This is a genomic window from Pelatocladus sp. BLCC-F211, assembly GCF_041928655.1.
GTDB lineage: Bacteria > Cyanobacteriota > Cyanobacteriia > Cyanobacteriales > Nostocaceae > Pelatocladus.
On record NZ_JBHFLM010000032.1, the window covers coordinates 1 to 15,626 of the forward strand.

Below are 15,626 nucleotides of genomic sequence, written 5' to 3' on the forward strand. Positions count from 1 at the left end.
TCAAAATTCAAAAGTATTGATTTTGACTTTTGACTTGATACTTTTGACTTCCCCGAAGGGGTTGCCTGCCCCATTTTTAAGAGGAGAAAACTGTGACCTGAGTACAGGTACAGTGTGGGGCTTCTGTCGGAGTAAGCTAAAATCTAATTTCATGGCTTTGTCTGAACCTTCAGCCAAGTGCTTATTAAAAAAATTTTCTGTAACTAAGGATACAAAATCACTAATATTTTTCAAAAGAGATTGTCTTATAACTTAACTTTTTCAATTTGATTGTTTGTTGTTTGCGCTCCTACTCACCAACCACTAACAATTGAAATATGTTGCAACGGTGGTCGGGGTCAAATTAGTGCAGCGATCGCCATTAAACAATTAAAAAAATTTATCAGGCAGTGAAACAACTGAACTGGTTAACCGCGTTGAGCAGGATGAAGCGATCGCTGCTCAAGCCATTACAGTTTATGGGCGACTTGATACCTTGACCCTTGAAATATGTTGCAACCTGGATGGGGCGATGTATGCTGGGCTGTACACTGGCTACTAGATTGAGATTTCTGGGTTTAAAAAAATGTCAACAACTTCTATTCCCTCACTGCGTGACCAACAACATCCCCTGATTCGTCAACTTGCTAATAGTATTGAAGCAGCTTGGCATAAACACCTAGACCTTTCGCCCTACCATTTACCTGCGGAGTTGGGGTATGTGGAAGGTAGACTAGAGGGCGAAAAATTGATCATTGAAAATCGCTGTTATCAAACGCCTCAGTTCCGTAAAATGCATCTAGAATTGGCAAAAGTAGGAAACATGCTGGATATTCTCCACTGTGTGATGTTTCCTCGACCTGAATATGACTTGCCAATGTTTGGTTGTGACTTGGTTGGTGGTCGGGGTCAAATTAGTGCGGCGATCGCTGATCTTTCACCTGTTAACTCTGAGCATTCTTTGAGTGAAGCTTATACTTCTGCACTCGTGGCGCTACCAGTACCAGATTTTTCCCAACCGCGTGATTTACCAGAATGGGGAGATATCTTTTCTGAGTTTTGTATGTTTGTGCGTCCGAGTTCCACTGAAGAAGAAACAATGTTTCTCAAACGTGTAGAAGCTTTTTTAGATATTCATTGTCAAAATGCGATCGCTTCTAACCAAATTTCACCCGACAAAGTGGTGCAAATTATTGCTGGACAACATAATTACTGTACCAAACAACAACAAAATGATAAAACCCGTCGTGTATTAGAAAAAGCTTTTGGTTCAGAATGGGCAGATAATTATATGACTACTGTTTTATTTGACCTGCCAAATTAATGATTTTTTTGTTATTAGTTGGTGGTTGGTAGCTGGTTGTTTTTAATTAATATTTTTCCATTACCAATTACTAATTACCAATTACCTATCATCTGTTAGGTTTGCTACGTTTCACCAAAACTTATTAATGTAGAATTTATTCAAAGCGAATAAAATGGAGTAATATAACTGTAATATCGCCGATAAACTCCACTGCATCTCTTCAAATAGCCAGGTGTATCTAGTAGTAACAATTTTAGTTTTTTTATTTTACCAAACCTTCATCTAACTATCTATTAAATAAATGGTTTGTAATTGATAGTTAGTGTATCCATAAGCGCCATTGTGAAAAACATTGGCGTTGAATTGTCTTGATAAATAAAAATTGAATATGAGTAACAGCTTTAAATTTGTGTAATTTATGGTTGATACTTTGCTGTTTCTAAAAAACAATTTCTAATTTATACAACTATGCTTAATTCGCTACTTTTTAATTGCTTTAGTATTAGCAAAATTTAAAGATAAGGGTAATTTACAATGACGCGGATGACAGAGGAATCAGCATTTAGAGAACAACCTCAACTTTGGTGGGCGATCGCGATCGCTCTACCAGTTACAGTTGCGGCTGGGGTGCTGACTATGGCGAAAATGGATCAGGTGAAACAAACTGAACCTGTAGCCAGCGCACCAATTGTCACCACTGTTCATGCTGTGGGACGTATACAACCGCTAGGAGACGTGGTAAAACTTTCTGCTCCCGCAGGAATCCAGGGGACTTCGCGAGTTGAACAACTTCTTGTCAAAGAAGGAGAACGTGTTAGAAAAGGTCAAGTAGTGGCAATTTTGGATAGCTTTGGTAATAACAAAGCTGTATTGGAAGAAGCCAGAGCCAGAGTCCAAGAAGCCCGTGCTAACTTGGAACAAATCAGAGCGACTTTACCAAAAGACATCGAGGCTCAAAGAGCAGTTATTGCTCGCTTAAACGCTCAGTTGCGGGGTGAAAGTGTTGCTCAACGAGCCTTAATTAACCGTATAGAAGCAGAATTAGCGGGACAAAGAGATGTCTTTGGAGCAAGTGTTGCACGTGTTCAAGCCCAACAACGTAACGCCCAAGTCGATGCTCAACGTTATGAGATGTTATACAGAGAAGGCGCAATTTCTCAGCAAGAGCGTGACAATAGACGCTTGAGTGCAGTCACATTTGGTGAGCAACTAGCTGAAACCCAAGCTACACGTAGACAAACCATTGCAACTTTGCAACAACAAATTGCAGAAGCTCAAGTAAATCGAGATAAAACTATAGCAATTTTGCAACAACAAATTGATGAAGAAAGAGCCAGATTGCAAAGACTTCTAGATACTCGTCCGACTAATTTGCAAATAGTACAAGCTCAATATGTGAATGCGATCGCTAATCTTAGAAAAGCAGAAGCACAACTGCGCTTAAGCTATATTGAAGCACCCATGACTGGAGAAGTTTTAAAAATTCATACTAGGGCTGGGGAAACAATGGGTGTAGATGGTATTGCTGAGATTGGAAAAACCGATCAAATGATAGTTGTTGCTGAAGTTTCCGAAGACACAATTGGAAAAGTACGTCTTGGTCAAGAAGCAAGAATTAGTAGTGAAAATGGAGCTTTTAACGGTGAATTAAAAGGAACAGTTACCGAGATTGGTAGAAAAGTGGGTAAGAAAGATGTACTCAATACAGACCCAGCCGCAGATGTAGATGCAAGAGTAGTAGAAGTTAAAATAGCCTTACCTGGTGAAGATAGTGCTAAAGTCGCAGGCTTAACTTATGCCAAGGTAGTTGTCGGTATTGATCTTTGAATTATGAATTATGAATTATGAATTATGAATTATGAAATTAAGGTCATAATTTAGCTTGTCACTTGGAAATCTATTTCAATAATTTTTACATAAAATGCTTGGAGACAAACATAATGTTTGGCAGCAAAATACCTCTGGCTTGGCTACAACTAAAACGTGAAAGAACGCGCCTAGCTGTAGCATTAGCAGGAATTGCTTTTGCCGATATTTTAATGTTTATGCAACTCGGATTTCGGGATTCTCTTTACTATAGTAACGTTAGGTTTCATACTAGCTTACAAGGCGACATTGTTTTAATTAATCCCCAATCCAGTGCCTTACTGTCAATGAAGCCCTTTTCCCAGAGACGTTTATATAGAGCTTTAGATTTAAAAGCAGTACAATCAGTACATCCTATTTACTTAGACTATACTAGCTGGAAAAATCCGATAACAGGCATTCCCCGCAACTTGCTTGTCATTGGTTTTAACCCCGAATCTAACGTATTAAAACTAGAGGGACTGGAAGAAAATTTAGACAAAATTAAAATCCCAGATGTGGTTTTATATGATAAATCATCTCGACAAGAGTATGGGCCAATTGCTGCTAAATTTCAAGAAGGCAAACTAGTTACCGCAGAAGTGAGAAGGCGGTTAATTAAGGTAGGAGGATTATTTACTTTAGGTGCTTCTTTTGGTGCAGATGGTAACTTAATTACTAGTGATGTCAACTTTTTACGAATATTTTTTAATCGACAGCCCGGATTAATTGATATTGGTCTAATTCAACTTAAGTCAGGTGCAAATGCAGATGCTGTTGCTAAAGAATTAAGAAATTATTTACCATCAGATGTAAGGGTTTTAACGAAGCAAGAATATATTGATAAAGAGAGAAACTTCTGGGCAAGTAGTACAGCCATCGGCTTTATTTTTACTTTAGGGACAATCATGGGTTTTATCGTTGGAACTGTGATTGTTTATCAAATTCTTTATACAGAAGTTGCAGATCATTTAGTTGAATATGCAACTCTCAAAGCCATTGGTTATGCACAAGAATATTTATTGGTTGTGATTCTACAAGAAGCTTTGATTTTGGCAGTTTTAGGATATGTACCAGGATTGGCTTTTTCTTTATTCCTTTATCAACAAGCTAGACAAGCAACTCTATTACCAGTTTATATGAGTGCTGCACGAGCAATTCAAGTATTGATTTTGACAATTATCATGTGCTTTATTTCTGGTGCGATCGCAGTTAGGAAATTACGATATGCCGACCCCGCAGATATTTTTTAATGGGTAATTGGTAATGGGTAATTGGGCATATTTAACAACCACTAACGACTAATTATTTACTATGACACAAGAACCTGTGATTTCTATTCAACATCTCAATCATTATTATGGTAAAGGTGCGCTCAGAAGACAAATTTTATTTGACATTAATCTAGAAATTAATCCAGGTGAAATTGTATTGATGACTGGCCCATCAGGATCAGGTAAAACGACATTACTAAGCTTAATTGGTGGTTTGCGTTCGGTACAAGAAGGAAGCTTGAAGTTTTTAGGTAGAGAATTATATCGAGCTAGCCAAACAAAATTAGTCAATATCCGGCGCAATATTGGTTATATTTTTCAAGCCCATAATTTATTAGAATTCTTAACCGCCAGACAAAACGTACAAATGGCAGTAGAATTGGACAAACATATATCTCAAAAAGAAGCGATCGCTAAAGCAGAAAGTATACTCAGAGCAGTCGGTTTAGGACAAAGAATTAATTACTATCCAGATAGTTTATCTGGAGGACAAAAACAAAGAATAGCGATCGCTCGTGCTTTGGTCAACAACCCAGCATTAGTTTTAGCTGATGAACCCACAGCAGCCTTAGACAAACAATCTGGACGCGATGTTGTCGAATTAATGCAGCGTCTTGCTAAAGAACAAGGAACATCTATTTTATTAGTGACTCACGATAACCGGATTTTAGACATAGCTGATCGCATAGTCGAAATGGAAGATGGTATTTTAGTGCGTCAGTCTCAAGGTGCAGCTATAAAAGGTAAAGTTTATTAACAGGGAACAGGGTAGAATTTAATTTTTTGGATTTGGATTATTTGGTTGGCGGCTAGTGCGAAAAGTCACATTCACGCCTTCATTGGATTGTTCTAGAACCAGTAAAGGTGTGGGTTTAGCCTTCTGATCCCAATGCATGTAAGCAACTCGACCTTGAATAGTAGGTTGCCAGTTATCCTCATCATCTGCGGGGCCAAGATAAGTTTCAATACAGTCGATAATCTGGCTAATTGTGGCTGAAGTTGCCTGTGTTGGTAACTTCATGAGGCGAATTTGAATGCGAAATAGCACTCGCTTAGTAATGTTTGATGAAGAACCAGTTTCATACTCAACATCAAAAATTTCATCTACTTGGCGTCCTGTACTGCTAGCTATTCCTACTACTCCTTGTTGGGCTTGATTGGGTCGTAGTGCTTGAGAAATTTTATCTTTGACTTTGATTTTGATTTGATTGAGGATCGCAAAATGAAAAACCTCTTCTGACATCCGCATTCGCAGATAGTCTAGATTAAATTCCCGTGAGTTAATTAAATCAGGATTAGTTTCCATTTTGCGAATCGTGTCCAAAGCGAGTTTAAACTTTTTGTCTAGTTCTCGCGTCCGGAATTTTTCAAACTTGAGCTGTTTGTGTAGCTGATTCATTTTCATTTTGCTATAGACAATTAAAGCAATCACAACTAGGGCTAATCCTCCACAGGTAGCCACTAATAACGGTGCTATTTGCGGATCACTAGCAGGGGCTGGTTGAGATACCTTTTTAGTTTTTGTCCCAGAGGATTGAGCTATAAAAATATAATTTGGCATGGTAAGCAAACATCAATACTTGACTCTTGATGTATAGGATGCCCAAATTCTTGATGTCATTTTGCCCTATTGATGGTATTTTTTAGTGATTAGGGATAGGGGATAAGGGATCGGAGATCAGGGATCGGGGATCAGGGATTGGGCATTGGTTATTTTCCCTTGTCTCCCTTGTCCCCCTTGTCCACGCCACGTGCTACAACGCGGGGGACCCGCGCAACGCAGTGGCTCCCCTTGTCTCCCGTGTCCCCCGTGTCCCCAATCCCCTATCCCCTATGTCCAGACTCCTACCCTTATCTCAAATGTCATCAGGCGATCGCTTCAGTAATATTCGTCTAATTGCTACAGATATGGATGGGACTTTGACTGTGATGGGTAAGTTTACAAGTAAGCTGCTGCAAGCTTTTGAGGATTTAGCAACTATTGGGATAAAAGTGCTAATTGTTACCGGACGTAGTGCCGGATGGGTAAGTGGATTGGCAGCTTATTTACCTGTTGTTGGGGCCATAGCCGAAAATGGTGGTTTGTTCTATCCGGGCGATCGCGAAAAACCTATTGTCTTGACGCCTATTGCTGATTTAGTTAACCATCGTCAGCAATTAGCTGCGGCTTTTGAAAAATTACAAACCGAATTTCCCCATCTGCAAGAATCATCAGATAATCGTTTCCGTATTACTGACTGGACTTTTAGTGTTGCTGGATTAAGTACAGACGAAATCCAAACCTTAAACCATCTTTGTCAACAAATGAATTGGGGATTTACTTACAGCAGTGTCCAGTGTCATATCAAACCCTGGGGACAAGATAAAGCAGTTGGGTTATTGCAAGTGTTGCAGAGATACTTTCCTCAGTACGCACCCCAAGAAATTGTAACTGTTGGTGATAGTCCCAATGATGAAAGTTTATTTGATGAACGTTGTTTTCCTGTTTCTGTGGGTGTCGCCAATGTTTTAGAGTATGCAGAACAGTTGCAGTATCAGCCTGTTTATGTGACTACTGCTGCGGAAGGCGAAGGATTTTGTGAATTGACACGATATTTGATTTCGCCTTAAGTGCTTTTTTTATTGTGCGATGCGATCGCCCTAGTCGCTTGTCAACTTTAAATTCAAAGTTTGTAGTGAGGACTTTAGTCCTCAAATACCTCAAATATTCAGGCACTAAAGTGCTTACTACAAACAGACTACTAGTTAAATTTTAATTAAATATTTTTACTTTCAATTAACTAGCTTCTTCTATGGTCACTATGTGTGTCCACAATTGATAATACTGTCAAATTTCAAGTTATGAGCAAAACTTAGCATCGAGTATAACAGCTATTAGCTGAATGCCTATTTACTTCACGCCCGCGAAAAGACAAACATGAGCCTTTCCATCGCTGATTACAACTTCATCGAAGTTCTCTATGAAGACAATATTACTTGGGTTTATCGTGCTTTGCGAAAATCAGATCAAACTTCGGTGATGATTAAAACACTCAAAAGTGATTACCCAACTATAGAAGAACTTGCTCGATTAAGACACGAATATAAAATACTCCAATCTTTGGAGATAGAAGGAATTGTGAAACCCTTAGCTTTAGAAAGCTATCACAATGGTCTGGTATTAATTTTATCAGACTTTGAGGGAGAGTCTTTGAAAAATTTTATTAGCAAAGAAAATTTTGATTTAAACGATTTTTTGCAAATTGGTATTCAATTATCTTCAATTTTGGATCAGTTACATCAAAATAATATTATTTATAATAACATCAAAACTCATAATATTTTCATTAACTCGAAAACAGGTCAAATCAAACTAATAGACTTTAGCATTTCATCGTGTCTGTCGCGAGAAAATTTCACGCTTAGTAATTTCAATTTGATTGTTCGCGAGGCACTTGTTGAAGGAGTAAATACTCTTGCTTATATGTCACCAGAACAAACTGGTAGGATGAACCGTTCAATTGATTATCGAAGTGATTTCTATTCTTTAGGAGTTACTTTTTATGAAATGTTAACTGGACAGTTACCTTTTCAAGTTACCGACCCTTTGGAACTCGTTCATTGTCATATTGCCAAAATTACAATTCCGCCTCACGAACTCAATGCAAATATTCCCCAGGCAGTTTCGGAAATTGTTATGAAATTATTAGCTAAAACCGCTGAAGAAAGATATCAAAATGCCTTGGGAATCAAAGCTGATTTAAAAGAATGTTTACGACAATTACAAACGACTGGCAAAATTGAAAATTTCATAATTGGTCAGCTTGATTTATACAGCCAATTTCTGATTCCGCAAAAACTTTATGGTCGAGAAACTGAAGTAAATAAGTTGATGGATGCCTTTGAACGAGTCAGTTTAGGGGCAAGCGAAATAATGCTAGTAAGTGGCTACTCAGGAATTGGCAAATCTTCTTTAGTAAATGAAGTTCATAAACCCATTGTACGACAACGGGGTTATTTTATTTCTGGTAAATTCGACCAATTTAAACGCAATATCCCTTATGCTTCCTTAATTCAAGCCTTTCAAGATTTGATGCGTCAGTTATTAACAGAAAGTGCGGAAAAAATCGCTAATTGGAAAACAAAAATTTTAAAAGCTATTGGTACAAACGGTCAAATTATTATTGATGTTATTCCTGAAGTCGAACAAATTATTAATCCTCAGCCAGTGGTTCCGCAATTAGGTCTCACCGAATCACAAAATCGATTTAATCGGGTGTTTCAACAATTTATTCATGTATTTTGTCAATCGGAACATCCATTAGTGCTGTTTTTGGATGACTTACAGTGGACAGATTCAGCTTCCCTCAAGTTAATTCAACTGTTGCTCAGTGATCCAGATAGCAAATATTTATTAATAATTGCAGCTTATCGAGATAACGAAGTTAATCCGACGCATCCACTAATGTTGACTTTAGAGGAAATCAGAAAATTTGGTGCAGTTATCAATAATATTGTCCTTCAACCTTTGGAAATTACTCATGTTAATCAATTGGTTAGTGATACCCTCCGCACTGAACAAAAAAAGTCACAGCCGCTAGCTGAGTTAGTCTTTAATAAGACTCAGGGAAATCCTTTCTTCTTGACTCAATTGCTGAAATCTCTTTATCAAGAAAACCTGTTGTCATTTAATTTTACTGAAGGGAGTTGGCAGTGGGATATTGAACTGCTACAAGATATTGATATCACTGATAATGTGGTTGAGTTGATGGTCAATCAGATTCAAAAGCTATTACCAACTACACAAAATGTCTTAAAGTTAGCTGCTTGTATTGGGGATAAGTTTACTTTAGATGTTCTGAGTATTGTTAATCAAAAATCGTTTTCCGAAACAGCAAAAGATTTATGGGAAGCTTTGCAGACAGGTCTAGTTTTACCCTTAGATGAATCTTACAAAATACCTCTAGTTATCAATCATCCACAAAATGAACAATTGACAGTTTCCTATAAATTTCTACACGACCGAGTGCAGCAAGCTTCTTATTCTCTAATTCCCGATTCCCAAAAAAAAGAAACTCATATCCGAATCGGTCAACTGCTGCTAAAAAACACTACAATTGAAGAACGAACAGACAATATTTTTGCTTTAGTTAATCAACTCAATTACGGAATTGAGTTAGTGACATCAGAGTCAGAAAAAAATGAATTAGCTGAACTTAATCTGATCGCAGGTCAGAAAGCGAAAACAGCAATGGCGTATGAGTCTGCTATTCGTTATCTCAAAAAAGGTTTGGAATTATTAGCAGATTCTAGCTGGCAAAATCAGTATGAGTTAACACTAGCGCTGTATGATTCAGCAGTTGAAACAGCCTATTTCAACGGCGACTTTGATCAGATGGAGAAATGGACAAATGTTGTCCTACAACAAGCAAAAACCTCTATCGACAAAATGAAAATCTATGAGGTCAAAATTCAAGCTTGTATGGCGCAAGTCAAACAACTGGAAGCGATTAAGATTGGATTACAAGCGCTAGAATTATTAGGGGTAAATTTGCCAGAGTCGCCTAGTTCATCAGAGATTCAGCAAACTCTGAGCCAAACAGCAACAAATTTGGCTGGGAAAAATATAGAAGACTTGATTGATCTCCCATTAATGACAGATATAGATAAGCTAGCAGCCATACGGATGCTAACGAGTATGGGTTCTCCTACTTATCAATCTGCACCTGCATTGTTTCCGTTAGTTATATGTGAACAGGTAAATTTATCTATTAAAAATGGAAATTCGCCCTTCTCGGCCTATGGTTATGTTTGTTACGGTGTGATTTTAAATGGTATAGTTCAGGACATTGAATCGGCTTATAAATTTGGCAAGTTGGCTTTAAGTGTAGTGGAACACTTCAATGCTTTAGAACTTAAAACAAGTGTATTTTTTGTCGCAGCAGCGTGTACGATTCATGGCAAGGTTCATGCTAGAGAAACTTTGCCACTTTTACAGGATGGTTATGCGAGTGGGTTAGAAAATGGACATTTTGAATATGGTGGTTATGCTGCTATGCAAAAATGCCAATATTCATATTATATTGGACAGGAACTGCCAAGACTTGAACAAGAAATAGCAACAACCAGTACTACCCTTGCTCAACTCAAGCAAGAAAACGCTTTAAGCTGGAATCAAATCTTTCAACAGTCAGTTCTTAACTTGCTGGAACCTTGCGAAAATTGCTGCTGTTTACTAGGTGAAGTATACAACGAGGAGAAAGCATTACCGCTTCTTGAGGAGGCTAATGATAGAACTGGACTTCACTACTTTTATTTAAATAAACTTATCCTTTGTTATTTATTTGGAGAGTATGAGCGAGCATCGGAAAATGCAGTGAAAGCCGAGCATTATTTAGATGGAGTCAAAGCATTTCTGGCTGTGCCAGTGTTTCATTTCTACGATTCTCTAGCACAAATAGCGATATATTCATCAGCTTCAGAGTCACAACGAAAATATCTTTTAAATAGAGTTATTAGTAATCAGGGAAAAATGCGAAAATGGGCAGATCATGCCCCGATGAATTTTCAGCATAAATATAACTTAGTAGAGGCAGAGAAAGCGCGGGTATTAGGGCAATATTGGCAAGCAATGGAGTTTTATGATCTATCCATTGTTGGTGCTAAGGAGCAAGGATACATCCAAGAAGAAGCCCTAGCAAACGAACTTGCAGCCAAGTTTTATTTTGAAAGTGGTAGAGAAAAGGTAGCTCACACTTATCTAACTGATGCTTATTATGGATATATTCATTGGGGAGCAACAGCAAAAGTTAGAGATTTAGAAGCAAAATATCCTCAAATTCTTTCACGGATATCGGAGCGAAAAACTCAAGGTTTAGAGACGACTACTCAGGATATCGCTGGAGATTTTGATTTAGCCGCAGTGACAAAAGCCTCACAAGCTCTTTCTGGCGAAATTGTGTTAGATAAATTGCTGTCTAAATTAATGCACATTTTGATGGAAAATGCTGGTGCAGAAACTGGATTTTTAATTTTAGAAAAAGCAGGAAGTTTACTAATAGAAGCTTCGGGCAAATTTAGTGAAAATGAAATCATTGTCCGACAATCGATAGCTGTAGATTCTTGTCAACAATTACCAATATCTGTAATCAATTATGTTCAGCGAACTCAAAAAGATGTCGTATTAAATGATGCGGTAATTGAGGGATTTTTTACAAACGATAGTTATATTATCAACCACAAACCCAAATCTGTATTGTGTATGCCAATTGTCAATCAAGGTAAACTGATTGGCATTTTGTACTTAGAAAATAAGTTGATTGCTGGAGCATTTACAGCAGAAAGATTAAAAATTTTGCAACTTTTATCTTCTCAAGCAGCAATCTCAATTGAAAATGCACGTCTTTATAATGATTTAGAAGAATATAATCGGACGCTGGAAGCAAAAGTAGAAAAGCGAACACTAGAGTTACAAGCCAAAAACTTACAACTACAACAGGAAATTCGCGATCGCCAACTAGCAGAAGAAACCGCAGCCACAGCCAATCGTGCTAAAAGCGAATTTCTCGCTAATATGAGTCATGAACTTCGTACTCCACTAAACGGTATTTTAGGTTACGCTCAAATTTTCCAGAAGAGTAAAAATTTAACAGAACAACAAAGAACAGGTGTAAAAATTATTTATCAATGTGGTGAACACTTACTCACATTAATTAACGATATTTTAGATGTATCCAAAATTGAAGCTCGGAAAATGGAACTTTATCCCAAAGAACTTCATTTGGCGGATTTTTTGGAGAGTATAGTCCAAATGTGTGGGATTCATGCTCAGGAAAAAGGAATTAATTTCATTTACAAAGTATTAACTCCCTTACCAACCTTTGTTCAAGCTGATGAAAAACGGCTGCGTCAAATTTTGATTAATTTACTTAGCAATGCCATCAAGTTTACAGAAAAAGGTAGTATAACCTTCAAAGTAGATATCATTAGTCAAGAGTCAGAGGATTTTAAACCAATAACAAATGACAATAGAGACGCGATTAATCGCGTCTCTAATCACAAAATTCGGTTTCAAGTCGAAGATACAGGTGTTGGCATTGCACCGGAGCAATTAGAAGACATATTTCTACCATTCAAGCAAGTGGGTCAGGACAGTCGTAAGATAGAAGGAACAGGATTAGGATTGGCAATTAGCCGTCAACTAGTAAAGATGATGGGCGGTGAACTGAAGGTCAAGAGTACTTTAGGTAAAGGGAGTATTTTTTGGTTAGATTTAGATTTACCAGAGGCTAGTCAACTAACTCATGCTCAGAACGTCGATGAACGCAATATTATTAGCTTTGTTGGTTCTAAACGCAAAATTTTAGTTGTTGATGATAAATGGTCAAATCGTTCTCTGTTGGTGAATTTATTACAGCCTTTGGGGTTTGAAGTTCTAGAAGCAACAAATGGCTTAGATGCTTTGCACAAAGCACAGGAATTTCAGCCAGATGTGATTTTTATGGACTTAGTGATGACCGTCATGGACGGGTTTGAAGCTACTCGTCGCCTGAGAAGTCTCCCAGAACTGAAGGGAGTAGTAATAATTGCTGTCTCGGCTAGCGTGTTTGAGTTTGATCAACAACAGAGTCGAGGAGTTGGTTGTGATGATTTTCTCGCTAAACCCATCCAAGTAGCAGAACTTTTAGAAAAATTACGGGTTCATTTGGGATTGGAATGGGTTTATGAAGAGGTAGTCAATTGGGAATCCCAAGAATATATTAATCCAAAACCTCAAATCCAAAATTTAAATTTAATTGCTCCACCAGTAGAAGAACTAGCTATTTTGCTAGATTTAGCAATGAGAGGTGATCTTAGAGGTATTACTCAAAAAGCCACAGAATTAGAAAAGTTGGATGAACAATTAATTCCTTTTACTAGCCATTTGCGTCAACTTGCCAAAGCTTTTAAAGGTAAAAAAATTCTAGAATTTCTCAAAAAATTTTAATAAAAAGAGGGTTTATGAAAACTAATTTAAATCAAAAGGGTGTGATCTTAATTGTGGATGACACTCCTACAAACCTCGAAATACTATTTGATTTTTTAGGGGATTCTGGATTTACGGTTTTAGTTGCAGAAGATGGGGAAAGCGCGATCGCCAGAGCAGAATATGCTCCACCTGACCTGATACTGTTAGATATACTCATGCCCGGAATGGACGGTTTTGAAACATGCCGTTGTCTGAAAGCGAATGAATTAACAAAAGACATTCCCATCATTTTTATGACTGCGCTTTCCGACACAGTCGATAAAGTCAAAGGCTTAAATCTCGGTGCAGTTGATTACATCACTAAACCGCTTCAGCATGAAGAAGTTTTAGCACGGATCGAGCTACATCTGAAGTTGCAGAACTTGACAAAAGCACTCCAAGAACAAAATCGACATCTGGAAGCAGAGATTTCTGAGCGCAAACAAGCAGAACAAAAAATTCGCGAACAAGCTGCTTTACTTGATATCGCCACAGATGCAATTCTCTTGCGAGACTGGGACAATACCATTCGTTTTTGGAATCAAGGCGCTGAACATTTGTATGGATGGAAGACTCAAGAAGCGATCGGCAAGAATGCAAATCAGCTTTTATATAAACCAGAAACTGTTTCTCAACTCGAAAACGTCCGTAAAAGTTTAGCCGAATCTGGTGCATGGCAAGGGGAACTGCATCAGATTACTAAAGAAGGAAAAGCAATTATTGTGGCTAGTCGTTGGACTTTGATGCGTGATCAAGATGGACAACCAAAATCAATTTTGACAGTTAACACCGACATTACAGAGAAAAAACTCCTCGAAAGTCAGTTTCTGCGCGCCCAACGGCTAGAAAGCGTAGGGACGCTGGCTGGTGGTATTGCCCACGATCTGAATAATATACTGACTCCAATTTTGACAGCAGCCCAACTACTGCAACTCAAACAACCAAACATCGATGACCGCAGTCAGCAGATGTTTAAGACTATAGAATCGAATGCAAAACGTGGGGCGGCTTTGGTCAAGCAAGTGTTGTATTTTACCCGTGGTGTTGAAGGTAAGCGGACAATTGTCCAAATTGGTCACTTGTGTGCGGAGATTAAGCAGATTGTCGAAGAAACATTTCCCAAATCCATTGAATTTTCTACAAATATCCCACCAAACCTCTGGGCTGTAATTGGAGATCCCACCAACCTGCATCAGGTAATCATGAATCTAGTAGTCAACGCCCGCGATGCTATGCCCAACGGCGGGACTTTGAGTATTTCGGCGGAAAATATCTTCATTGATGAACAATATGCCCGCATGAATATTGATGCTTGCGTTGGCCCCTACATTGCCATTACCGTTGCCGATACAGGGATTGGGATGCAAGCCGAAATACTAGATAGAATGTTTGAGCCATTTTTCACAACAAAAGAAATTGGCAAAGGTACAGGCTTGGGTCTTTCTACTGTCAGAGGTATCATTAAAGGCCTTGGCGGTTTTGTGAGTGTATTTAGTACAGTAGGCAGAGGAACGAAATTTAAAGTCTTCCTCCCAGCAGTCGAAGCAACAGCAACACCGATATCAGAAGACTTAGAACTGTTCAAAGGTAACGGAGAATTAATTTTAGTTGTAGACGACGAAGCCAAAATTCTCGAAACTACCAAAATCTCTTTAGAAACCTACAACTACACGGTGATGACAGCTAAAGATGGCATTGAAGCGATCGCACTTTATGCCCAGTATCAAGATCAAATCAGCGCTGTCTTAATGGATATGATGATGCCATCAATGGACGGTGTAACGACATCTCGCACTTTGCAAAAAATTGACCCCTTAGTCAAAATTATTGCTATCAGTGGTTTAGCAGCTAACGGGAAATTGGCAGGAAATCCCGCAGTCAAAGCATTTATTGCGAAACCATACACGACTAAAGAACTGTTGCAAACTTTACACAGTGTTTTGTATCAAGAAGCAATTAAAAAAGGGTGTGAGGGTGTGAGGGTGTGAGGGGTGTGGGCAATACTGCTTGGATAAGACAAATCGATTGCCATTTAAACCCCGTAGAGACGTTGCAGTGCAACGTCTCTACATGCCCAAAATTATGACGAAAAATTCTTATACCAATTCTTTATGAAGCTGCGCTAAATAAAGCTTCAAGAATGAAATCGTAACAGGTGAGAGAAGCAATCACCTCAGGTGTAATTGTTTCCAGGACTTGAGCTAACTTTTGGCGCAGTTGGTTGAGAGTTTTGCAG

Annotated in this window: 9 protein-coding genes; 8 read left to right on the forward strand and 1 reads right to left on the reverse strand. The window is 38.3% G+C overall.

Annotation, left to right across the window (positions count from 1 at the left end; all coding sequences use genetic code 11):
• The 5 genes from ACE1AT_RS03145 to ACE1AT_RS03165 form a co-directional block, all read left to right on the forward strand.
• On the forward strand, window positions 1-256 hold a 256-nt coding region (locus tag ACE1AT_RS03145; RefSeq protein WP_374865858.1), incomplete at its 5' end, for a hypothetical protein.
• A gap of 309 nt (window positions 257-565) precedes the next feature.
• A complete protein-coding gene (locus tag ACE1AT_RS03150; RefSeq protein WP_374865859.1) occupies window positions 566-1,303 on the forward strand; it encodes a phycocyanobilin:ferredoxin oxidoreductase in 738 nt (245 codons plus the stop codon).
• A gap of 516 nt (window positions 1,304-1,819) precedes the next feature.
• Window positions 1,820-3,112, forward strand: coding sequence for an HlyD family efflux transporter periplasmic adaptor subunit (locus ACE1AT_RS03155; protein ID WP_374865860.1), 1,293 nt, complete (start codon window positions 1,820-1,822; stop codon window positions 3,110-3,112).
• Window positions 3,113-3,225: 113 nt separating this feature from the next.
• Entirely contained in the window at window positions 3,226-4,383 is a 1,158-nt protein-coding gene (gene devC / locus ACE1AT_RS03160) for an ABC transporter permease DevC (RefSeq protein ID WP_374865861.1), read from the forward strand.
• A 61-nt stretch (window positions 4,384-4,444) separates the two neighbouring features.
• A complete protein-coding gene (locus ACE1AT_RS03165; RefSeq protein WP_374865862.1) occupies window positions 4,445-5,161 on the forward strand; it encodes a DevA family ABC transporter ATP-binding protein in 717 nt (238 codons plus the stop codon).
• Between the two features lie 18 nt (window positions 5,162-5,179).
• On the opposite strand, the gene ACE1AT_RS03170 is transcribed toward ACE1AT_RS03165, so the two are convergent.
• Window positions 5,180-5,965 (reverse strand): hypothetical protein, encoded by a 786-nt coding sequence (locus ACE1AT_RS03170; protein WP_374865863.1) that lies wholly within the window; start codon window positions 5,963-5,965, stop codon window positions 5,180-5,182.
• A gap of 272 nt (window positions 5,966-6,237) precedes the next feature.
• Here ACE1AT_RS03170 and ACE1AT_RS03175 point away from each other — a divergent pair, with 272 nt between their 5' ends.
• The 3 genes from ACE1AT_RS03175 to ACE1AT_RS03185 all read left to right on the forward strand — a co-directional run bounded on the left by ACE1AT_RS03175 (window position 6,238) and on the right by ACE1AT_RS03185 (window position 15,378).
• A complete protein-coding gene (locus ACE1AT_RS03175; RefSeq protein ID WP_374865864.1) occupies window positions 6,238-7,014 on the forward strand; it encodes an HAD-IIB family hydrolase in 777 nt (258 codons plus the stop codon).
• Window positions 7,015-7,321: 307 nt separating this feature from the next.
• Window positions 7,322-13,369 carry an AAA family ATPase gene (locus ACE1AT_RS03180; RefSeq protein WP_374865865.1) on the forward strand — a complete coding sequence of 2,016 codons (6,048 nt, stop codon included), beginning with the start codon at window positions 7,322-7,324 and terminating at the stop codon, window positions 13,367-13,369.
• A gap of 14 nt (window positions 13,370-13,383) precedes the next feature.
• A complete protein-coding gene (locus ACE1AT_RS03185; RefSeq protein WP_374865866.1) occupies window positions 13,384-15,378 on the forward strand; it encodes a response regulator in 1,995 nt (664 codons plus the stop codon).
• Window positions 15,379-15,626: the final 248 nt, after the last annotated feature.

What these genes read in the sequence shown, in the direction of transcription:
- ACE1AT_RS03170 (WP_374865863.1), bottom strand. Translation starts at nt 5,965, where the DNA reads ATGCCAAATTATATTTTTATAGCTCAATCCTCTGGGACAAAAACTAAA.
- ACE1AT_RS03150 (WP_374865859.1), top strand. Translation starts at nt 566, where the DNA reads ATGTCAACAACTTCTATTCCCTCACTGCGTGACCAACAACATCCCCTG.
- ACE1AT_RS03165 (WP_374865862.1), top strand. Translation starts at nt 4,445, where the DNA reads ATGACACAAGAACCTGTGATTTCTATTCAACATCTCAATCATTATTAT.
- devC (WP_374865861.1), top strand. Translation starts at nt 3,226, where the DNA reads ATGTTTGGCAGCAAAATACCTCTGGCTTGGCTACAACTAAAACGTGAA.
- ACE1AT_RS03185 (WP_374865866.1), top strand. Translation starts at nt 13,384, where the DNA reads ATGAAAACTAATTTAAATCAAAAGGGTGTGATCTTAATTGTGGATGAC.
- ACE1AT_RS03175 (WP_374865864.1), top strand. Translation starts at nt 6,238, where the DNA reads ATGTCCAGACTCCTACCCTTATCTCAAATGTCATCAGGCGATCGCTTC.
- ACE1AT_RS03180 (WP_374865865.1), top strand. Translation starts at nt 7,322, where the DNA reads ATGAGCCTTTCCATCGCTGATTACAACTTCATCGAAGTTCTCTATGAA.
- ACE1AT_RS03155 (WP_374865860.1), top strand. Translation starts at nt 1,820, where the DNA reads ATGACGCGGATGACAGAGGAATCAGCATTTAGAGAACAACCTCAACTT.